The sequence below is a fragment of the Paraburkholderia lacunae genome, from assembly GCF_003353175.1.
GTDB lineage: Bacteria > Pseudomonadota > Gammaproteobacteria > Burkholderiales > Burkholderiaceae > Paraburkholderia > Paraburkholderia lacunae.
This window is the reverse complement of sequence record NZ_QHKS01000005.1, coordinates 21,095-42,704: the sequence shown is the minus strand read 5'-3', so window position 1 is coordinate 42,704 and position 21,610 is coordinate 21,095. Positions and strand designations below refer to the sequence as shown.

At 65.1% G+C, this 21,610-nt stretch carries 19 protein-coding genes; 3 read left to right on the top strand and 16 right to left on the bottom strand.

Features of this window, described 5'->3' with window-relative positions:
• Positions 1-89 precede the first annotated feature (89 nt).
• Together aptA and DLM46_RS08675 are read left to right on the top strand one after the other, a co-directional pair.
• Positions 90-1,418 carry an omega-aminotransferase AptA gene (aptA, locus tag DLM46_RS08680; RefSeq protein ID WP_115100371.1) on the top strand — a complete coding sequence of 443 codons (1,329 nt, stop codon included), beginning with the start codon at positions 90-92 and terminating at the stop codon, positions 1,416-1,418.
• Positions 1,419-1,567: 149 nt separating this feature from the next.
• Positions 1,568-1,819: a hypothetical protein gene (locus tag DLM46_RS08675; RefSeq protein ID WP_115100370.1), complete on the top strand. Its 252-nt coding sequence runs from the start codon at positions 1,568-1,570 to the stop codon at positions 1,817-1,819.
• Positions 1,820-1,944: 125 nt separating this feature from the next.
• On the opposite strand, the gene DLM46_RS08670 is transcribed toward DLM46_RS08675, so the two are convergent.
• The 11 genes from DLM46_RS08670 to DLM46_RS08620 all read right to left on the bottom strand — a co-directional run bounded on the left by DLM46_RS08670 (position 1,945) and on the right by DLM46_RS08620 (position 16,205).
• Entirely contained in the window at positions 1,945-3,150 is a 1,206-nt protein-coding gene (locus DLM46_RS08670; protein ID WP_115100369.1) for an ABC transporter substrate-binding protein, read from the bottom strand.
• 71 nt (positions 3,151-3,221) lie between these two features.
• Entirely contained in the window at positions 3,222-6,887 is a 3,666-nt protein-coding gene (locus DLM46_RS08665; RefSeq protein ID WP_115100368.1) for a molybdopterin cofactor-binding domain-containing protein, read from the bottom strand.
• Entirely contained in the window at positions 6,884-7,450 is a 567-nt protein-coding gene (locus tag DLM46_RS08660) for a (2Fe-2S)-binding protein (RefSeq protein WP_115100367.1), read from the bottom strand. Before DLM46_RS08660 ends, DLM46_RS08665 begins: the two co-directional genes overlap by 4 nt.
• A 31-nt stretch (positions 7,451-7,481) precedes the next feature.
• Entirely contained in the window at positions 7,482-8,681 is a 1,200-nt protein-coding gene (locus DLM46_RS08655) for an amidohydrolase family protein (RefSeq protein WP_115100613.1), read from the bottom strand.
• A gap of 72 nt (positions 8,682-8,753) precedes the next feature.
• Positions 8,754-9,467, bottom strand: coding sequence for an ABC transporter ATP-binding protein (locus DLM46_RS08650; protein ID WP_115100366.1), 714 nt, complete (start codon positions 9,465-9,467; stop codon positions 8,754-8,756).
• The gene (locus tag DLM46_RS08645; protein ID WP_115100365.1) at positions 9,464-10,276 is read right to left on the bottom strand and encodes an ABC transporter ATP-binding protein; all 813 of its coding nucleotides are present in this window, start codon (positions 10,274-10,276) and stop codon (positions 9,464-9,466) included. The genes DLM46_RS08650 and DLM46_RS08645 overlap by 4 nt, the downstream gene beginning before the upstream one ends.
• On the bottom strand, positions 10,273-12,207 hold the full coding sequence (locus DLM46_RS08640) for an ABC transporter permease (protein ID WP_115100364.1): 1,935 nt from the start codon (positions 12,205-12,207) through the stop codon (positions 10,273-10,275). The genes DLM46_RS08645 and DLM46_RS08640 overlap by 4 nt, the downstream gene beginning before the upstream one ends.
• A 164-nt stretch (positions 12,208-12,371) precedes the next feature.
• Positions 12,372-12,956, bottom strand: a complete 585-nt coding sequence (locus tag DLM46_RS08635; RefSeq protein ID WP_115100363.1) for an amino acid synthesis family protein — start codon at positions 12,954-12,956, stop codon at positions 12,372-12,374.
• 110 nt (positions 12,957-13,066) lie between these two features.
• A complete protein-coding gene (locus DLM46_RS08630) occupies positions 13,067-13,657 on the bottom strand; it encodes an amino acid synthesis family protein (protein WP_115100362.1) in 591 nt (196 codons plus the stop codon).
• Positions 13,633-14,583, bottom strand: coding sequence for a UPF0280 family protein (locus tag DLM46_RS08625; protein WP_115100612.1), 951 nt, complete (start codon positions 14,581-14,583; stop codon positions 13,633-13,635). Before DLM46_RS08625 ends, DLM46_RS08630 begins: the two co-directional genes overlap by 25 nt.
• A gap of 14 nt (positions 14,584-14,597) precedes the next feature.
• Complete coding sequence (locus DLM46_RS08620) at positions 14,598-16,205, bottom strand: 6-hydroxynicotinate reductase (RefSeq protein WP_115100361.1); 1,608 nt, start codon at positions 16,203-16,205, stop codon at positions 14,598-14,600.
• A 391-nt stretch (positions 16,206-16,596) separates the two neighbouring features.
• Here DLM46_RS08620 and DLM46_RS08615 point away from each other — a divergent pair, with 391 nt between their 5' ends.
• Positions 16,597-17,298: a TetR family transcriptional regulator gene (locus DLM46_RS08615; RefSeq protein ID WP_115100360.1), complete on the top strand. Its 702-nt coding sequence runs from the start codon at positions 16,597-16,599 to the stop codon at positions 17,296-17,298.
• A gap of 51 nt (positions 17,299-17,349) precedes the next feature.
• Here the strand turns inward: DLM46_RS08615 and pcaC are convergent, their stop codons facing one another.
• From pcaC to DLM46_RS08590, 5 genes are all read right to left on the bottom strand, one after another.
• Positions 17,350-17,742: a 4-carboxymuconolactone decarboxylase gene (gene pcaC, locus DLM46_RS08610; RefSeq protein ID WP_115100359.1), complete on the bottom strand. Its 393-nt coding sequence runs from the start codon at positions 17,740-17,742 to the stop codon at positions 17,350-17,352.
• A complete protein-coding gene (gene pcaD, locus DLM46_RS08605; protein ID WP_115100358.1) occupies positions 17,739-18,530 on the bottom strand; it encodes a 3-oxoadipate enol-lactonase in 792 nt (263 codons plus the stop codon). The genes pcaC and pcaD overlap by 4 nt, the downstream gene beginning before the upstream one ends.
• A gap of 5 nt (positions 18,531-18,535) precedes the next feature.
• Positions 18,536-19,915, bottom strand: coding sequence for a 3-carboxy-cis,cis-muconate cycloisomerase (locus DLM46_RS08600; RefSeq protein ID WP_115100357.1), 1,380 nt, complete (start codon positions 19,913-19,915; stop codon positions 18,536-18,538).
• Positions 19,916-20,236: 321 nt separating this feature from the next.
• Positions 20,237-20,896, bottom strand: coding sequence for a 3-oxoacid CoA-transferase subunit B (locus tag DLM46_RS08595; protein WP_115100356.1), 660 nt, complete (start codon positions 20,894-20,896; stop codon positions 20,237-20,239).
• A gap of 13 nt (positions 20,897-20,909) precedes the next feature.
• On the bottom strand, positions 20,910-21,608 hold the full coding sequence (locus tag DLM46_RS08590; RefSeq protein WP_115100355.1) for a 3-oxoacid CoA-transferase subunit A: 699 nt from the start codon (positions 21,606-21,608) through the stop codon (positions 20,910-20,912).
• Positions 21,609-21,610: the final 2 nt, after the last annotated feature.

The following is a 21,610-nucleotide window of genomic DNA, read 5'->3' as shown; positions in this document are numbered from 1 at the left end:
AATACAGTTAGCACCACACTGCTGCAACTGTTTATGCCGCCATTAAACCGCGGACGCTACAGTTTCGCTACCACTTCGAGGAGAAAACCATGACTTCGCGCCCCGTCATCGACGACCTGTCGTCTTTCTGGATGCCCTTCACCGCCAACCGTCAGTTCAAGGCTGCGCCGCGCCTGCTGGAATCGGCCAAGGGCATGTATTACCGCAGCACGGACGGGCGCGAAGTGCTCGACGGCTGCGCGGGTCTGTGGTGTGTGAACGCCGGCCACGGCCGCGATGAAATCGTCGCCGCGATCACCCAGCAACTCTCCACGCTCGACTTCGCGCCGACCTTCCAGATGGGCCACCCGCTCGCGTTCGAAGCGGCGTCGAAGGTTGCCGAATTGATGCCGGACGGGCTCGACCGGATCTTCTTCACGAATTCCGGTTCCGAATCGGTCGACACCGCGCTGAAAATCGCGCTGGCATACCACCGTGCCCGCGGCGAAGGCCAGCGCACGCGTCTGATCGGCCGCGAGCGCGGCTATCACGGCGTGGGCTTCGGCGGCATTTCGGTCGGCGGGATCGCGCCGAACCGCAAGACGTTCTCCGGCGCGCTGCTGCCGGCGGTCGATCATCTGCCGCACACGCACAACCTCGAACACAACGCGTTTTCGAAGGGCCAGCCGGCGTGGGGCGCGCATCTGGCCGAAGAACTCGAACGCATCGTCGCGCTGCACGACGCGTCGACGATCGCCGCGGTGATCGTCGAACCGGTGGCGGGCTCCACGGGCGTGCTGATTCCGCCGCAAGGCTATTTGCAGAAGCTGCGCGAGATCTGCACGAAGCACGGCATCCTGCTGATTTTCGACGAAGTGATTACCGGTTTCGGCCGCGTCGGCAAAGCGACGGCGAGCGAGTACTTCGGCGTGACCCCGGACCTGCTGACGATGGCGAAGGCGATCAACAACGCCGCGATCCCGATGGGCGCGGTGGCGGCGAGCCGCACGATCCACGACACGATCGTCAACAGCGGCGCACAAGGCGCGATCGAACTGTTCCACGGTTATACCTATTCGGCGCACCCGGCCGCGGCTGCCGCAGCGGTTGCGACGCTCGACCTGTATCGCCGCGAAGGCCTGTTCGAGCGCGCGGCATCGCTCGCACCGACCTTCGAAGCGGCGGCTCACACGCTGCGCGATGCGAAGCATGTGAAGGACATCCGCAATCTCGGCATGATCGCGGGCGTCGAACTGGAATCGCGCGACGGCGCACCGGGCGCGCGGGCGTACGAAGCGTTCGTGAAGTGCTTCGAAGCGGGCGTGCTGGTGCGCTTTACCGGCGACATCCTCGCGTTCTCGCCGCCGCTCATCATCGACGAAGAACAGATCGCGCACCTCTTCAAGACCGTGCGCGACGTGCTGGCGACGGTGCAGTAAGAAGCTGGCAAGACCGCGGTGCGCGGGACGCGCGCCCGCGGCGTGGTGAAACTTCAGGAAAATACCGGACAAGACTCGCGCCGGCTAGCCGGACAGCGTATGGTGATAGCGAGGGTCGGCGCCGTGGTCCGACCCGCCGGGAGACGTCCATGAAGATACCCACCGTTCGCGCAGGCGTGCATATCGAAGGTGTGCATTGGATCGCCGAGTACGCCGAAGAGGTTCATGAGATTCGCGTGTTTCGCGAAGGCCAGGAAGTGGATGTGCATGATGCGCCTTCCAGCCTGTTCGGCGACGAGGAGAATGCCGGGTCCAAGAGCACCGCTGACCATCGGGCGATGGAAGCCGCCGTGCTGGCTTATCTGAAGCGGTTTGTTATCGAGCACGATGCAGAAGAGTAGTTTTTGCGCGTAGCAGCCGGTGCTTGCCGCAGCATCGGCTTGTTCCCGATCTGCTTGCCTTCGCGGCACGTTGGCTGGGTTTTCATGGCGTATAAGCCAGCACGCGCTACGCGCAAAAAACGCCCTTATTCAGCCGCCCGCAGCTTCTTGACCTCGGCATCCGAAGGCTGCACGCTGGCGCCGTCGATATAGCGATAAGAAGTCATGACGCCCTTCCCATCCTTCACGCCAGTGACGCCGATATAAGCCCCCATGGTCGACTGATTATCCTGCGCCCGATAGGTAATCGGGCCGAAAGGCGTCTCAACCCCGAGCCCCTTGAACGCAGCGGCAAGTTTGTCAGGATCGGTAGAACCCGCTTTCTTGATCCCGGCGGCAATCGACATCAGAGCAGAATAGCCGACCACAGACCCCAGTCGCGGATAGTCGTGATACTTCGCCTGATACGCGTCGACAAACTTCTTGTTGGCCGGCGTGTCGATCGAATACCAGGGGTAGCCCGTCACGATCCAGCCGCCAGGCGCTTCCGCCCCCAATGGGTCGAGATAATCCGGCTCGCCGGTCAGCAACGACACCACGCTCCGGTCTTTGAACAAGCCGCGCGTATTGCCTTCGCGGACGAACTTGCCAAGATCGGCGCCGAACAGCACGTTAAAGATCGCGTCGGGTTTCGCGTCGGCAAGCGCCTGCGTCACCGCGCCCGCGTCGACCTTGCCAAGCGGCGTCGCCTGCTCCGCGACGAATTCCACGTCGGGCTGCGCAGCCGTCAACAGCTTCTTGAACGTCGCCACCGCCGATTGTCCATACTCGTAGTTCGGATACACCAGCGCCCAACGTTTCTTCTTCAGCTTCGCGGCTTCCGGCACCAGCATCGCAACCTGCATATACGTCGAAGGACGCAGACGGTACGTGTATTTGTTGCCGTCGGCCCACACGATCTTGTCGGTGAGCGGCTCGGCGGCCAGGAAGAAAATCTTCTTTTGCTTCGCGAAGTCGGTCAGCGCGAGGCCGGTGTTCGACAGGAAGCCGCCAAACAACAGTTGCACCTGCTCGCCCGCAATCAGCTCCTGCGCGACGCGGATCGCGTCGCCGGGATTGCCGTTGTCGTCGCGCGACACCACTTCGAGCTGCTTGCCGAGCACGCCGCCCGCCGCGTTCACCTGTTCGAGCGCGAGATTCCAGCCGTTCTTGTAGGGCCCGAGAAAGGCGGGCTGCGCCTTGTAGCTGTTGATTTCGCCAAGCTTGATGGTCTGTGCGCCCGCGCCGAAAGCAGCAAGCGAGAACGTCATCGAAACCGTGAGGCGAGTGATCCATCCTGCGCGCGTGGTCATGCGTTTCTCCGTTATCAAAAGAATTGCGGGAATGCCGGTCATTTTTATCAAGTGTTCAAACGTCGGGCGATTCAATCGACTCGCGGTGTCGCGCGAATTCGGGCAACGCTCGCCCTGACGTCCTGCCATGCAGGCCTGCCGCCGGCAAACTGCTGGCGCAGATACGTCACGAGCTCGGCCACCTGAGCGTCGTTGAAACTGTCGCGGTAAGCCGGCATCGTACCGAGTTCCGGCCGGGCAGGCGAGCCGATGCCTTCGAGAATCACGCGAATCAGATTGTCGGGCGTGGCGCTGTGCAGATTCGTGTTGAGCGCCAGCGACGGATGCGCGCCGAACAGTTGCGGCCCGCTTCCAGTGTGATGACAGGCGGAGCACGCGCCGTCGAAGAGGCGTGCGCCGAGGCCGGAAGCCGTGGCCACGCCGGTGCGCGCGCCGGGTTCCGCGATCGCGCTGGCCTGCTCGTGCTGACGCGCCACGGCCTGCGGATCGGCATTGGGCTCGAGCGGATTGAGCGACGCCAGATAAGCGGCCATCGCGCGAATATCGCTGTCGGGCAAGGCCGCCAGATCGCCGACGACGGGCGCCATCGGGCCAGCCGCCACGCCATGCAGCGGCGCGTGACCGAAGCGCAAATAGCTGAACAGTTCGTCCTCGGTCCAGGGCACGGGCGCGTTCGAAAGCGTCGTCAGCGCGGGCGCATCCCAGCCTTCCGCCATGCCGCCGCCCAAGAAGGCCGCGCCGGTTTTCTCCGCGCCGAACGCGTTGCGCGGCGTATGGCACGCGCTGCAATGGCCAAGGCCGTTCACCAGATAGGCGCCGCGATTCCATTGCGCGCTTTGCGTGGCGTCGGCAGCGAAGGTATTGCGGCCGAGGAACAGCCCGTTCCAGGCGCTCATCAGCGGACGCACGCTAAACGGAAACGCCAGCTTCGTTTCCGGCGGTCGCGAGCGCACCGGCGTTTGCGACATCAGGTACGCGTAGAGCGCTTTCAGGTCGTCGTCGGACGTGTTCCTGAACGACGTGTACGGGAACGCGGGATACAGATGATGTCCGTCGCGGCTGATGCCCTGGCGCATCGCCCGCACGAACGCCTCCAGCGACCACGTGCCGATGCCGGTCTGTCCGTCGGGCGTGATGTTGGTGCTGTAGACGGTGCCGAACGGCGTGTCGAGCGGCTTGCCGCCGGCGTTCGGCACGCCGTTGTGCGCGGTATGGCAAACCGCGCAATTGCCCAGCGCAGCGAGCAGTTTGCCGCGCGCCACCCATTCCGGCGCGAAAGCACTCGCCAGCGGCGGCGTGATCGGCATGATCGGTGCGATGGCCTGCGGCGCCAACGCCAATGCGCCGAGCCAGCCGGCCGCGCCGGTCGCCAGCGCGCCGAGAAAGCCCAGCCGCCGGCGCTTCTTCTTGCGCGCCGCCGCGTCCTCCGCCTGCGCATCGGCGAGCGCGGCGCGAATCGTTTCGGGGGTGAACGGCGGGCGGCGAAAACGCACGCCGGTCGCGTCGTACAACGCGTTGGCGATCGCCGCCGCGCCAGGCAGCGACGCCGATTCGCCGGTGCCCATCGGCGGCTCGCCGTGGCGCGGCATCATCACCACGTCGATCACCGGCACTTCACGGAACGTCAGAATCGGATACGCGCCCCACTCCTGGCTCGTCACCGCGTTTTCGCCGAAAGTCACACGCTCCTTCAACGCGCGGCTGGTCGCCTGGATCACGTTGCCGTGGATCTGATGGCGCACGCCGTCCGGATTCACCATCGTGCCGGTGTCCTGGCCGACCACCACGCGCGTTACCGCGAGTTCACCGCTCCTGCGATTGACTTCGACGTCGGCGACCCACGCGGACCACGCCGCGCCGAAGCCGGGAAATTTGCTGTGCACGTAGCGGGCATAAGCGAACCCTCTGCCGCGCGCAACGTCGCCTTCGTCCGCCTCTTTCAGCGCGACGTTGCGCGGCTCCCAACCCGCCTTCGCCGCCACCGCTTTGACCAGATCGATCGCGCGCGGATCGGTCAGATGCTTCAGGCGAAACTCGACCGGATCGACGCCCGCCTCGGCCGCGAGTTCGTCGATGAACGATTCGTGCGCGAACGTATTCGGCAACGCGGACACGCCGCGCAACCACGACGCCCGCACGATCGGCGGCATGTCGTCGCAGACGATGCGCATCGTGCGGTAGTCGTACGGCGGCACCGCCGTGCGGTCGCCCATTTCGAACACTTGTGGCTGCGGGGAGAGCGTGCCGGTCAGCAGCAACGCCAACGTCGGCGCGTCGTTCGATGGATAACGCGTCGCGAAGTCGTATCCCGCGAGCGCGCCTTCGGCGTCCAAAGCGCCGCGCACGTCCATCAATTGCGCGGCGCCCTTCGGTTCCCACGCATGCTCGTCTTCGCGCGACAGTTGCACGCGCACCGGAGCGCCGGACGCGCGCGACAGCAGCGCGGCGTCGGCGGCGACATCGTCCGCGCAATTGCGGCCGTAGCAGCCCGCCGCGTCCATCCGCACGATCTCGATGCGGGCTTCGTCGAGCGTCATCAGCAACGCGAGATCCGCGCGCAGCGAATGCGGATTCTGCGTGCCCGACCAGACCTTCAGCGCACCGTCGCGATAGTCGGCCACCGCGCACGACGGCCCGATCGACGCATGCATCTGGAACGGCCATACGTACGTGCGTTCGAACGTACGGGCGCCGGCAGCGCCGAGCGCCGCATCGACATCGCCGTCGATCACCAGATCGCGCCGCGTCGACGGATTCGCGCGTAACGCAGCCTCTACTTCCTCGCTGGTTTCGAGCGGCGGCAAACCTTGCACCGCTCTCCATTGCACGTTCAGCCGCTTCGCCGCCTGTTGCGCAACTTCCTCGCGCTCGGCCACGACACCGACGAAGTCGCGAATCGCCACCACCTTGACGATGCCCGGCAAATCGCTGACCGAGTCTTCATCGACATGCAGCAAGCTATTGCCCACGAACTCGCCCTGCGCGACGCCCGCATACGGCGGCCTCACCACCCGGCCGTGCAGCATGCCCGGCACGCGCACGTCATGGACAAAGCTCAATTCGCCCGTGGCCTTGGCGGGAATATCGACGCGCGGCGTGCTCGTACCGACGATCCTGTACGTGTCCGGCGATTTCAACGGCGCATCGGCCGCGAGCGTCAATTCGATGCGCCGTCCCGCGATCAACTCGCCGAAGCCGACGCCTTTTTCGACATCGCCGGAAGCGGCGCCAGAACCGGCGCCGGCGCGGCGGAAAACCACACCGTCGCGCACGTCCAACGCATCCGCGCTCACATTCAGGCGCCGCGCCGCTTCCGCCACCAGAAACTGCCGGGCTTGCGCCGCCGCCTGACGCAGCGGCACCGCCGAAATCTGGATCGTTGCGCTCGCAATCGTCGGCCCCTGGTTCGGCGCCTCGCTGGTATGTCCAAGCACGAGCGACACGCGCGTCAACGGCACGTCGAGTTCTTCCGCGACGATCTGCGCGAGCGCAGTGCCGATGCCCGTGCCGAGATCCACATGACCGTTGAACGCGACCACACTGCCGTCGTCGCGCACGACGAGAAACAGCTCTGCTTCCGTAGGCACAAACGACGAACGCGACCCCGGCTGGCCGATGGCGGGCTTCAGCGGCGCTTGCGGCGGCCGCGTGACGATCAGCACGTTCTGCGCGTCATGGAGTTGCTGCCGCGACGGCGGCGCGGACCGGCGATCGACGCTGAAATCCGGCCCTGTCATGCTCGCGCTCCTGTCTGCGCGTCTGATTGCGCAGACGTTTGTGCGACCGGTTGTTCGACCGTTCCTGCGACCGTTCCTGCGACCGTTTGCGCCGCGAGCAACTCCGCCGCGCGCTGCACCGCTCGCACGATCTCGACGTGCGTGCCGCAGCGGCACAGGTTGCGCGACAACTCGCGCCGGATCGTGTCGACGCCCGGATGCGGATCGCGATCGAGCAACGCTTTGGCCGTCATGATCATGCCGTTCAGGCAATAGCCGCACTGCGCGGCCTGTTCTTCGATGAACGCCTGCTGCACCGGATGCAGTGCGGCACGCGTGCCCAATCCTTCGAGCGTGGTGATCTCGCGGCCCAACGCGACCTTCGCAGTCGTCACGCAGGAACGCGTCGGCATGCCGTCGAGCAGCACCGTGCACGCGCCGCATTCGCCGAGACCACAGCCGAATTTCGGCCCGTTCAACGCGAGGTCGTTGCGCAGCAGATAAAGCAGCGGCGTGTCGGCCGCGGCGCTGACGAGATGCGTCGCGCCGTTCACCTTCAGCGTGAGCGTCGCCGGGCGGTTCATGAAAGTGCCACTCACAGTGCGCGCCGCGCGCTCAGATCACCTCCGGCACTTCGGTCGCCGGCGGTGTATTGCGGCTGCGGCGGCAGCGAATCAGACCGTCGATCATCACCATGCCGACGCCCGGAATATCGCCGAGCTGCACGCTTTCGAGCAGCGTATCGGCGGCCGTATGCTGCGCGCGGTCCATGAATACCAGGTCGGCGGGACGGCCCACCTCGATCAGGCCCTGACGCAGATTGCGTTGCCGCGCCGTATTGCCGGTCGCGAAGCAGAAGGCGATTTCAGCGGGTACATCGGCGAGGCTCGCGATCAACGCGATCATCCGCAGAATGCCGAGCGGTTGTACGCCGGAACCCGCGGGGCTGTCGGTGCCGAGAATGATCCGATGCGGACACTTCAATTCGACCGCGTGACGCGCGGTGAGCAACGCGATCCGCTCGTTGCCGTTGTGAACGATCTCCAGCGCGCGGCTCGACTGCTCGCACAGATCGCATACATGCCGGTACGACAGCGACGTATGGCCGCCGTTGATGTGGCCGATCACGTCGGCATCCGCGGCGAGCACCACATCCCGGTCGATCAGCCCCGAGCCCGGAATCGACGGACCGCCCGTATGAATCGTGCTTTGAATCCCATACTTGCGCGCCCACGCGACCATCTGCGCCGCTTCCTCGCCGCCCTTCACGCTGCCGAGACCGACTTCGCCAAGCAGCTTCACGCCTGCTTCAGACAGCTCCTTGAAGTCTTCCTCGACCATGCCCTTCTCGATCACCGGCGCGCCGGCCATCACCTTCACACCGCCGCCGACGCCCGCGCCGCGCATCCCTTCGAACGAGCGTTGCGCGGTGATCGCGAGCGCTTTCACGCCGAGCACGTCTTTCGGGCGGCCGGGCAAATGCACCTCGCCGGCCGAGATCATCGTGGTGACGCCGCCGTTCAGATTCGACTCGATCCAGCCCATCTGATTCTGGCGCGGCGTCCAGTCGCCGAACACCGGATGCACGTGCGAATCGATCAGGCCGGGCGCCACGGTGGTGCCTTTGCAATCGACGGTAGTGCGCGCGCCTTCGAGGTCGCAATCCTTCTTCATGCCGAGCGCGACGATCACGCCGTCGTCGATCACCAGCGTGTCGGCGTCGAGAATCGGCCGATCGATGTCGCCGGACAACAGCAAGCCGATGTTCGTTACCGCGACCTTGCCCGACAAGCCTGTCAACGTCTCTGCTGCCATCTGCTTCTCCTGTCGCAACCACTGTCCCGCGCCGCACGCATGCGTACCGAGCACGCCTCGCCGCCGATGGAATCACACGCTCAGATAAGCGCGCCTGACTGTTTCGTTCTTTGCGAGTTCGCCGATCGTGCCGCTAAAACGGATCTGCCCTTTTTCGAGCACATACGCGCGGTCGCTGACCAGTTCGGCGAAGTGCAGGTTCTGTTCGGACAACAGAATCGACAGCCCTTCGCGCTTGAGTTCGAGAATCATGTTCGCCATCTGCTCGACGATCACGGGCGCCACGCCCTCGGAAGGTTCGTCGAGCAGCACCAGATAGGGATTGCCCATCAGCGTGCGCGACACGGTCAGCATCTGCTGTTCGCCGCCGCTCATCTGGCCGCCTGGACGTTTCGGCATTTCGCCGAGGTTCGGAAAGAGGCGAAACAGTTTTTCCGGCGTCCATTGCGGCGCGCCTTCGCGCGGCGGCTGACGGCCCGTGTCGAGGTTCTCCATCACGGTCAGATCGGCAAACACGCGGCGGTCTTCCGGTACGAAGCCCATGCCCATCCGCGCGATGCGATACGGCGGCAGCGTCGTGATGTTCTGCCCGCGAAAACGCACTTCACCCTGACGGCGCGGCAGCAAACCCATGACCGCTTTCATCGTCGTCGATTTGCCGGCGCCGTTGCGGCCCATCAGCGCCACCACTTCGCCACGGCCGACTTCGAGGCCGACGTCGAACAGGATATGCGCGCGGCCATAAAACGCGTTGAGGCCGGAGACTTTCAGCATCGGCTCGCTCATTGCAGCGCGCCTCCTGGCGCCGGCTGGCCGCTCGCGATTTCCTGCAGCGGCGCGTGTGGCCGGAAAGTTTTGCCCGTGCCGAAATAGACCTCCTGCACGCGCGTGTCATTGCGGATCGTTTCCGCATCCCCTTCGGCGATCAGCTTGCCGCGCGCGAGCACGATCAGGCGATCGGCGTACGCGAATACGACGTCCATGCTGTGTTCAGTGAACAGCACGCCGATCCGGTGTTCGGTGACGAGACGTTTGGTCAATGCCATCAGATCGTTGCGCTCCTTCGGCGCCATGCCGGCGGTGGGCTCGTCCATCAGCAGCAGCTTCGGGCGGTTGGCCAGCGCGATGGCAAGTTCGACGCGCTTGACGTCGCCATAAGCGAGCACGCCGCAAGCGCGATGCGCGTCGGCGGCCATGCCGACCTGTTCGAGCAACGCGAAAGCTTCGTCGGCATAGCGCGAGCCTGCGGATTTCCACAGGCCGAATAGCTTGCGTTCACGCGATACCAGCGCCATCTGCACGTTTTCCAGCACGGTCATCGAGTTGAAGGTCGCGGCGATCTGGAACGTGCGGCCCACGCCCAGCCGCCAGATATCGCGCGCACGCATGCCGACCAGTTCGTGATCGTCGAGCCGGATCGAGCCGGACGACGGTTGCAACTGGCCGTTGACCATGTTGAAGCAGGTCGACTTGCCCGCGCCGTTCGGGCCGAGCAGAGCGAGCAGCTGACCGGCTTCGAGATCGAAGGAAACGTCGTCGACCGCCTTCAGGCCGCCGAACGATTTGGACAGGCCGCAGACCCGCAGCAAGCTCATAGCCCCTCCTTGACCGCGGCTGCCCGCGGCGGCGAGTTGATGCTGTCTTCCGAGGCGGTGTCGTCGCCAAAACGCTCGCGCACGAAGCCGACAATCCCCTGCGGAAACGCGATCACCAGCAGCAGAATCGCGAGGCCGAGCAGCGCCTGCCAGTAATCGGTCTGCCGCGCGACCGTGTCCTGCAACCATGTGAACACCGCTGCGCCGACAAGCGGCCCTGTCAGCGTCTGCAAGCCGCCGAGCAGCACCATCACGAGGCCGTCGACGGAGCGGCTGACGCTGATGACTTCCGGCGAAATGGTGCCCTTGGAGAACGCATACAGCGATCCCGCGAGCCCGCAAAAGAGCGAGGCGATCACGAACGCTGCCCATTGCACGCGTTTCACGTCGATGCCGATCGCTTCCGCGCGCAACACCGAATCGCGCGACGCCCGCATCGCATAGCCCAGCGGCGAGAACAGCATCTTGCGCAACAGCCACACGCCGAGCACCGCGCAGGCCAGCGTCACGTAGTAATAAGCCACCGGCGAGCCCAGCCAGCTCGACGGCCACAACCCGAGAATGCCGTTGCTGCCGCCCGTCACGTCGTCCCACTGGAACACCACCGACCAGACGATCTGCGCGAACGCGAGCGTGAGCATCGCGAGGTAGACGCCGGACAGGCGCACGCAAAACCAGCCGAATACCAGCGCGCCGGCCACCGCGAGCAAAGGGCCGAGCAGCAGCGCGGCTTCCATCGGCAGATTCAGGACTTTGAGGAACAGCGCCGCGCCGTAGGCGCCGAGGCCGAAGTAAGCGGCATGGCCGAACGAATGCATGCCGCCCGGCCCCATGATGAAATGCAGACTCGTTGCAAACAGCACGGCGATCAGGATTTCAACGAGCAGGACGGGCAAGTAGGGAAACGCGTTCGCCGCGAGCGGCGCCAATACGAGCACCATCAACGCGAGCCCCGCCAGCCACTTCAGACGCTTGCCGGCCCGCCGCAATGACGCTTCCGGCGCCGCCATGCCCCGCACCGCCGCGCTCGCCCGGCCAAGCAGGCCCCAGGGCCGCACCACCAGCACCACCGCCATCACGACAAACTCGGCGACCAGCGTAAAGCGGCTCAACGACAGATCGATACCGAACACCGTGACATGTCCGATGCCGATGCACAGCGCCTTGATCTCCGCGATCAGCAACGCGGCGATAAACGCACCCGGGATCGACCCCATCCCGCCGACCACCACCACGACAAACGCGTTGCCGATCGTCTCCAGATCCAGCGACAGATTCGCCGACATCCGCGGCCCTTGCAGCGCGCCGCCCAACCCGGCGAGGAACGCACCGACGAAAAACACGCCGGTGAACAGCCACGCCTGGTTGATGCCGAGCGCGCCGAGCATCTCGCGATCCTGCGTCGCCGCGCGCACCAGCGTGCCCCAGCGCGTGCGCGTCAACGCGTACCACAGCAGCAGCAACACCACCGGCCCGATCACGATCAGCGCGATATCGTACGTGGGCAGCGGATGGCCGAGGAAATCGACCGCGCCCGCCAGATGCGGCGCGCGCGGGCCGAACAGGTCTTCCGGGCCCCACAGCCACAAGGCGGCGTCGCGAAAGATCAGCACGAGCGCGAACGTCGCCAGCAGGTGAAACAGCTCGGGCGCCTGATAAATACGCCTCAACACGATCATTTCGACCAGCGCGCCGAGCACCGCGACGACCAGCGCCGCCGCCAGCACCGACAACCAGAATCCGCCCACGGTATGGCCGAAACGGCTCGCCATGCTATACGCGACATAGATGCCGAACATATAGAACGAGCCGTGCGCAAAGTTGACGATGCGCGTCACGCCGAAGATCAGCGACAAGCCGGCGGCGACCAGAAACAGCGTCGACGCGTCGGCGAGTCCGTTGACCAGCTGTACCAGCAAATTCGAAAGCATCGTGACCCTCGGCAGCTTGCTATTCGACCATCGCGTCTAAAGCGCGCTCGACACGCGACGAACGGACAGCAGACGTTGCAACGCGTGCGGCACCCCGCACGCACGCGTCAACGGCAAGACAATACGCCCCGAAGGAAGTCCCCTTCGGGAGCCAGCACAATAACTCAACGCAAACCGTCTTCGCCCTTGATCTCACTGACCTGCAAGCCGCCGATGCGCGGCAGCGGCCTTCCCGACGCCGTTACCGCGACCGCCACGACGATTTCGCCGGCGCGCGGCGCATCCGCCACGCGCGCCTCGATCGCATCGAAATGGCTGCGCACGAAGGCGGCGTCCTTGTGGCCGAGCGGCACGTCGATCGCGGTGCCGAGCGTGCCCATTTTTTTCGCCGACGGCACCAGCGCCGCCCCCTTCTCGACCGCCACCCGCAGCGGCGCGCCGAGCTTCGGATGCAGGATCGCCGCCGCGTGTTCGAGTTCGCCCGCCTCGCCGACGATCGCCGCCTTGCCATAGCTCTGCGCTTCGGACGGCTTGATGCCGAGCGCTTCGACGCACTTGTTGCCGAGCAGGCCGCCCAGTTCCTCGCCGGCTTCGATCAGCGCGTCGAGCCTGGCCTCGTAGCGGCCCGCGTACGGATTCTCGATGACCGCGATCGCCACCGCACGGCGTGCCGGCGGGTTGACGGTCTGCCCCATTTCAATGCGTGTTTCATCGACCTGCACGACCAGCTTGCGAAGCTTGATTGCCATTTCGCTCTCCGTATTTGGGTGCTCGCGTTGCGTCTATCCGCTGCTTGTGTTCGTTGCCTATGTTCGTTGCTTATATCCGGTTCGTCGTTCAGCAGGCGTTCAGCAAGCACTCAGCGCAAGCCGTCCTTGCCGACAATCGCCTCTTTCGCAAGACCGCCGACGCGCGCATGCACGCGCTGCCCGGTGCTCATCACGAGGATAACCACCAGCTCATCCGCGGCCGGCGCGCCAGGCACGCGCACTTCGATCGCATCGAAATGGCTGCGCACGTAGCTCGCGTTGACGTGCGTGAGCGGCACGTCGAGCGCGGTGGAAGGCGCGCCGACTTTCTTGGTGGACGGCACGATCGCATTGGTAGGTACGCCGTTTTTCTCCAGCAGCTCACGCATCGCATAGCCGCCGGGCACATGCCATAGCGCGCCGTGTTCGAGCTCGCCGCGCGAGCCGACGATCGCGCCTTTGCCATAGCTCTCGATCGACGCGTGCGGCACGGCCATCGCCGCAAGCAGCCGCTGCGCCATATCGAAGCCGATCGGCTTGAGCGCTTCCATCGCGGGTTCGATGTGGGCTTCGTAGCGTCCGGCGAACGGGTTCGTCATCACCGCGGCAATCGCGCCGCGACGCAACGGCTGCGCGGGCGCGGGGCCGAACTCGTGAAAGATGTCTTCGACGTGCGTCAGCACGCGGCGTATTTCGAACACGGAGCCTCCGTTGGTGGTTGGGCACGATGCGTCAGAAGCGCATCGCCTTGCCGAGTCATGCCGACGACACGCACCCGCCCTTGCAGGAACAGCGCGGCGCTTTCAATCAAGCCTCGTTCGTGCAGGCGCTGCGCCGCCTCGGCGCCACGGGTCAGCGCGAGATCGATCAGCGGCGGCGGCAAGCGTGGCACCTCGACCGTTACCGGCATGTTGCCGAGATCGCTATCGTCCTTCAACGACGACGCCGGACGGCGCACGATGCCCGCGTAATCGCAATCGACGGCGTTGGCGATCATCGTCGCAGCGGCGTCGGCCGTGGCGGCGTTGCAGGCGAGCACGGTCACGCTGTCGGCGATACCGAGGCTGAAGCTGCGGCCACGCCAGCCGCTCGTGGCGATACCGCGGATCGGCAAGCCGGGCTCGAGCGTCAGGTTGGCGTCGAGCGCCTGCTCGCCCGTCAGCCTTGCGCCTGAACGTTCGGCGAGGTCGGCGAGGTCGGCAAATACGCCGACGCGATACTGCTGTCCTTCGGTCAAATGCAACGCGATATCGCCACCATTGTTGATGAACGCGCGCGCGACGCCAGGCCGCGCGAACGCCGCGATCAGTTCATCGGCGACGCTACCCGCCACAGCCGCCATCGGCGTGATATAGCGGGCGCGGTGCGGAAAACACGCGCGCCACATGCGGCGGGCCACTTCGCCTTTCAACCCGCATTCGCTGCCGGCGGCCTGGCTCGGCAGTGCTTGCCGAAGCAGCTCGAGTTCGCCGACCAACTCGGGCAACACGCCGACAAAACGCGTCCAGCAGGCCTCATACGCGGCCTGCACCGCCGAGGGTTCGCCGTCGGCGCCGAGAATCAGATCGATCGGGCCATGCTGCCAATGCCAGCGTGCCGCGTCGAGTCGAGTGCGGGTTGCGCTCATCGTCCCCATCCCCATCATCCGGGCATCGGCGGCATGGCGGGCGGCCACGGGTTGTCGGGATTGCGCGGCAACGTGCGGCGCGCGAGCGGCGCACCTTCCGTGTGGTCCGGTCCGTTTGCCAGCACGCTCGCCAGCGAACGCACCGCGTCGAGATGGCCGCCGAGGTCGCGATACGCGTCGTACGTCATGGTGAATTCGATCGGCGCAACGATCGCGGGCGTCGGCACAGTGCCGAACGACCGATCGGGCATACGCGAAACATCGACCATGACCGTGATGCCGCCGCCCGGCCACACATAGGCCGGCGCGCCGCCGCAGGTCACGTTCACGAGTTTGCGCTTGATCGCGCGCGTCAGCAGCACCGGATTCTCCGTCGCCCCCGCTCGCAGACTGCCGCCCGCGCCGCCGAGAAACAGCACCGTCGCGAGCGACGGCTCGCAATTCTCGCCGATCCGATCGACCGTGCGGCGCACCGCGTCGGGCATGGGCGCCACGCGCGGCACCAGATCGCGATCGAGTTCGTACCACTGCGCATGTTCACCGGTGGTCGACACCATCAGCAGGCGCATGCCGGGTTTGGCCACCGCCGGGTCGAAGCCCTCGACGATCGCCAGCGGGTCCTGAATGTCGGTGCCGCCCCAGCCGGTGCCGGGATTCGCCACCTGGAAATAGCGGCCCGGCGTCGATTTGCGCCCGCGAATCTTCAGACCTGAACGCGTCATGCCTAGACATCGGCCCGCCTGGTGTTCGGTCAGCACGCCGGTGATGTGATCGTCGACCACGACGACTTCATCGGCATGACCGAACCATTGTTTCGCGAAAATGCCGATGGTCGCCGAGCCGCAACCCACCCGCATGCGCTGCTCTTCGACGCCGTCGACAAGCGGCGCCGCCCCCGCGCGAATCACGAGGCTCGCGCCGCCGTCGATGGTCAGCGCCACCGCTTCCTTGTTGCCGAGCGCGAGCATCATGTCGCAAGTCACGCGGCCTTCCTTCTTGCTGCCGCCGGTCAGATGATGGACGCCGCCGAGGCTCAGCATCTGCGAGCCGTACTCCGCGGTGGTCACGTGGCCGACGATCTCGCCCTGGCAGCGCACGTTCGATTGCTCCGGTCCGAGAAAGCGGTCGGTATCGATCTTCACCTTGAAGCTGCAATAGCTGAAAATGCCCTCGGTGACGACGGTAATCATGTCGACATCGTCCAGCTTCGAAGCCACGATAAACGGCGCGGGCTTGTAGTCGGGATAAGTGGACGATGCGCCGACACCGGTGACGAACAGCGCCTGTTCCGCGACGGAATCATGCGCTTCGGACGATGCACCAAATTCGACCGTGGCATCCGTACTGGTTGCGCCCGCTTCGGACGATGCAGCCGCTCGCGAAAGAAACACCACCGGGTCGACGCGAATCAGCCGGCCGTCCGCATTGGCATAGCGATCGCATGCACCAGTGCGGCCCTCCGATATCTGGCACAACACCGGACACGCATTGCATTCGATCTTGTTCGAGGCCATCCGCTCACTGCGCGGCGCCGCTTTTTCGAGCACGGTGGGACCCGGCGTCGAGGCGGTTTCGCCGTCGACGCGCTCCGCACCGAAATCGACCTTCGTATGTTCTGTCATGGTGGGGTTCCCATACGACGACATTACAATCGGTCCTGCCCGGTTGACGAATAGCCCTTTTTTCAGGGACTTTCGCATGATCCGCTTTTTTGAATGTTGCGGTCACTCACCGTTCGTGTAGTATCCACTACACCAAACTGGACTGAAATCTAACCGATCAAAATAGACTGCGCAACGTGTTTCCCGGTAACGGCCTGAATGCTGCGGCGCGACACTCGCGCGTGGATCACCAGTCAATCTACGCCGAAGCACATGGTCGTGCAGCGCCTGTCGCGGCGTGCGACGCGGGCTGTATGATGCAAGCGCGCCGGTGCCCATCGTGCCCGTGGCGCATGTCACGCATGTCGCGCATGTCGTTTAATCGGACGCCCACAAAGAGAACGAAACCGCCATGAGTCCCACCGCCGCCCGCAAGCCGGGCGCTACCGGAGTCCGTGCGAAACAGGCGCAGGACACGCGTGCAAAGATTCTGAAAGCGGCCATCAAGGTCTTTGCGAAGCAAGGCTATGCAAGCGGCCGCGTCGAAAGTATTTCGAAGGCCGCGCGTTCGCACGACCGCATGATCTACTACTACTTCGGCAGCAAGGAGCAGTTGTTCGTCGAAGTGCTGGAGACCATCTACACGCAGTTCAACGAAGCCGAAAGCAGGCTCGATCTCGACCTCGACGATCCGGTGCACGGCCTCGAACAAATGGTGGAATTCGTCTGGCAGTACTACCTCGATCATCCCGAGTTCGTCACGCTGCTGTCGAGCGAGAATCTGCATCAAGGCAAGCACGCGAAGAAATCGTCCAAGCTGAAGGAGATTTCGGGCTATGCGATTTCGGTCGTGCAGAAGTTGCTGGATGCGGGCCACGCGCAAAACGTCTTTCGCGCGGACGTCAAGGCACGCGACGTGTATTTGATGATCGCGTCGCTCGGCTATTTTTATAACGCCAACCAATACACGTTGGGCGCGTTTCTCGGCGAGCCGCTGATGGACAAGGCGGCGCTCGCGCATTGGCGCGAGGTCATCAAGGATACGGTGTTGCGGGCGGTGCGTTTGCAATTGCCGGCTGACGCGGCGGTGGGAAACGGCAGCAAAATCGCCTGAAGCGAACGCCGTGTGGCAGGCGTGCGCTTCGTGAGGCGAGCGTTAAGAGCGTTAAGGCTTTGCTGCGGCGTCCTCTTCGCGGAACAGTTTGTCGGCGAGATGGAACGCCGAATTGGCTGCCGGCACGCCGCAATAGATCGCGGTTTGCATCAGCACTTCCTTGATCTGCTCGCGCGTGACGCCATTGTTCTTCGCAGCGCGCAAATGCAACGCCAGCTCTTCGCTGCGATTCAGCGCGACCATCATCGCGATCGTCAACAGACTGCGTGTATGACGTGGCAAGCCTTCACGCGTCCAGATTTCGCCCCATGCGTAGCGGGTGATCAGGTTCTGGAATTCTTCAGTCAGCTCCGTGCGGTTCGCGAGCGAGCGGTCGACGTGCGCGTCGCCCAGCACCGCGCGGCGCACGCCGAGTCCGGCTTCGTAGCGGTCTTCGTCGTTCATCGCGGCCCCGTCAGGAAGTCGAGCACGGTCTTCGTGAAGGCGTCCACCTGCTCGATGTTGGAAATGTGCGCGGCGTCCAGCTCCACGTAACGCGCGCCCGGAATCGCCGCCGCCAATGCGCGGCCTTGCTCCGGCGTCGCGGCCAGATCGTGCGTGCCGCTGATCACCAGTGCCGGCACCTTGATGCCGGGCGCTTCGGGGCGCAGATCGGCGGCGTCGATCGCATCGCAATTCGACGCGTAGCCTTCCTTGTCGGTGTGCACGAAAACATCGCGAATCATCGCCAGGACGACCGGCTCGCGCTCGATGAACTGGGCGGTGAACCAGCGCGGCAAGACCGCATCCGCCAGCGCGAGCATGCCTTCGGCGCGTGCTCGCGCCGCGCGCGGCACCCATACTTCGGGCGAACCGATGCGAGCGGCGGTGTTGCTCAGCACGACACGCTCGAGACGATTCGCGTGACGCGCGGCCAGGGCGACGCCGGTCAGGCCGCCCATCGACACGCCGCAGAAATTCGCGCGCTCGATCTTCAGCGTATCCATCAGGCCTAGCACGTCGCCGCTCAGTTGTTCGATCGTGTACGGACCCTTCGGCGCTTCCGAATGGCCGTGGCCGCGCGTGTCGTAGCGCAGCACGCGGAAATGTTTGGACAGCGCCGCGACTTGCGGCGTCCACATCGACAGATCACTGCCGAGCGAATTCGACAACACGATCCACGGCGCGTTGCCGTGACGGTCACCATCGATTCGATAGTGAAGTTCGGTGCCGTTGACTGCGGCGTAAGCCATGCCGGTTACTCCTTGGAGGTGGCGCGCGGCGCGCGCGTGGAATGAAGCGCCAGCACGGCGTCCACATAAGCGTGCGCCTGGCCGACGTATTGAGCGGGGTCGAGCAGCTTCTGCAAGCGCTCGGGCGGCAGATGTTCGGTGACGGCGGGGTCGGCCGAGAGCACCTCGAAGAGCGTCTGTCCGTCGCGGATCGCCGCCTTCGACGCGCGCTCGACCAGATGATGCGCATCGAGCCGGCCAATGCTGTCGCCGAGCGCGAGCATCACCGCTTCGCCGAGAATCAGGCCGTGCGTGACGTCGAGATTCGCCGCAAGACGCGGCACGTTGACGTTCAGACCCGCGGCGATCTGTTCGATGTTGGCGAGCGCGCCGCCCGCGAGACGCGCGAGATCCGGCAGCGCGTCCCATTCGGCTTGCCAGCCGCCGAGCGCGCGTTCGTGCTCCTGCACCATGCCGGCGAACACCGTAGCGACCAGCCCGGGCGCGCGGGTTGCGGCGGTCAGCACCGCCGCGCAGCCAACCGGGTTGCGCTTGTGCGGCATGGTCGACGAACCGCCCTTGCCTGCCGCGGCGGGCTCGGCCAGTTCGTCGATCTCGGTTTGCATCTGCAACGAGATATCGCGTGCGATCTTGCCGAGCGTGCCGATCAGCATGCCGAACAGCGACGCCGTTTCAGCAATGCGATCGCGTTGCGTGTGCCACGGCAAAGTGGGCACGGCGAGTTCGAGTTCCCGCGCGAGTGTTTGCGTGACTTGCGGGGCCGCCTCGCGCAAGCTGGCGAGCGTGCCAGCCGCGCCGCCGAATTGCAGCACGAGCACGCGCGGGCGCAGTGCGTCGAGCCGCTCGCGATGACGCAGCAGCGCGTCGAGCCACTGCGCGAATTTCAGACCGAGGGTGATCGGCAGCGCCTGCTGCAGCCACGTGCGGCCGATCATCGGCGTCGCGCGATGGGTGGCGGCGAGCGCCGCCACCGCGTCGCAGGTGGCCTGCAGGCCACGGTCCAGCAAATCGAAGCTGTCGCGCAGTTGCAGCACGGTCGCCGTATCGATGATGTCCTGGCTCGTCGCGCCCCAATGGACGTACTTCGACGCTTCGGCATCCGCGGCTTTCACGCGCGCGGTGAGTTGCTTGACGAGCGGAATCGCGAGGTTGCCGCCGAGCGCCGCGTCGCGTGCGAGCGCGTCGGCGTCGAGCTGATCGGCGTGGCAGGCCGCTTCGATCGCGGCCACCGCGCCTGGCGGAATCACGTTATGCGCGGCCGATGCCCGGGCGAGCGCCGCTTCGACGTCGAGCATCCGCTGCAGCGTGGCACGCGGCGCCCAGGTGTCGTTCATCGGCTGCGTGCCGCAAAGGAGACCGGTCAGACGGGCGCTGGAGTCGAGCATGATGGACGATGATCGAGGGAATCGAAAGTGAAGGTTTTAGCGCGGCTTTCGGCGCGCGGCAAGACGCGCCTGATGAACGGTAGACAGCGTACACACGGCGCTGCGGAGTATTGTGCGCCGAACGCGGCCGGAACGTCAGTCGCGCCATCATGTCACGCGCCTCGCGTATGCCTCTTGCGCGTCGATGTGACGGTGTGACGTTCGGGCGCCTTTCTGTAGCGCCTGGGTCATGCGCCTGGGTCATGCGCTTGGATCATGCGCTTGGATCATGCGCTTGGATCATGCGCATTGGCCAGACATCGGCCGCGCTTTCGCTTCGGGTCAGGCCGCGCGCGCCGCCTGGGTACCATCGATCAGCGGCACGCCGGTCAGTTTGTGCAGCGCGTCGAAGTCGATGTCCGAGAAGATCTCGCGGACCACCAGGCCTTCGCCGGTGACGTCGAGCATCGCGAGGTCGGTGTAGATGCGATCGACGCAGCCCACGCCCGTCACCGGATACGTGCATTCGGCGGCGATCTTGCTTTCGCCCTGCTTCGTCAGGTGCTCCATCATCACGTAGACCTGCTTCGCGCCGATCGCCAGATCCATGGCGCCGCCCACGGCCGGAATCGCGTCGGGCGCGCCGGTATGCCAGTTCGCCAGATCGCCCGTCGCCGACACCTGGAAAGCGCCGAGCACGCAGAAATCCAGGTGGCCGCCGCGCATCATCGCGAACGAATCCGCGTGATGGAAGTAGGCGCCGCCTGTCAGCAGGGTGACGTGCTGCTTGCCGGCGTTGATCAGTTCGTCGTCTTCCTCGCCGGGAGCGGGCGCGGGGCCCATGCCGAGCAGACCGTTTTCGCTATGCAGGAAAATTTCCTTGTCGGCGGCGAGGTGGTTGGCCACCAGCGTCGGCACGCCGATGCCGAGGTTCACATAGGCGCCTTCAGGGATATCCAGCGCAACGCGCTTGGCCATTTCATCGCGGGTCAGTTTCTTCATGTCGGTCTCCGGGTCAGGCGGCGGTGGCGGCTGCGTTTTGATGCGCCGCTTGCGGCACTTCGATCACGCGCTGCACGAAGATGCCGGGGGTGACGATCACTTCCGGATCGAGCGTGCCGAGCGGCACCACTTCCGACACCTGGACGATCGCGGTTTTGGCCGCGCTAGCCATGATCGGTCCGAAGTTGCGGGCCGTCTTGCGATAGACGAGGTTGCCCCAGCGATCGCCCCGGTACGCCTTGATCAGCGCGAAGTCCGCGTGCAGCGGCGACTCGAGCACGTAGTGCCTGCCGTCGATCAGACGGGTTTCCTTGCCTTCGGCGAGTTTGGTGCCGTAGCCGGTCGGCGTGAAAAATCCGCCGATGCCTGCGCCCGCAGCGCGAATGCGCTCGGCGAGGTTGCCTTGCGGCACCAGTTCGAGTTCGATTTCACCGGCTCGATAGAGTGCGTCGAACACATACGAATCGGTTTGGCGCGGGAATGAGCAGATGATTTTGCGCACGCGTTTGGCTTTGAGCAGCGCCGCGAGGCCGATGTCGCCGTTGCCGGCATTGTTGTTGACGATGGTGAGTTCGCGCGCGCCATGCTCGATGAGCGCGTCGATCAGTTCGGACGGCATGCCGGCCGTGCCGAAGCCGCCGATCATGACGGTGGCGCCGTCGTGGACGTCGGCGACCGCCGCTTGAAGTGACTCGAAAATCTTGTTGATCATGT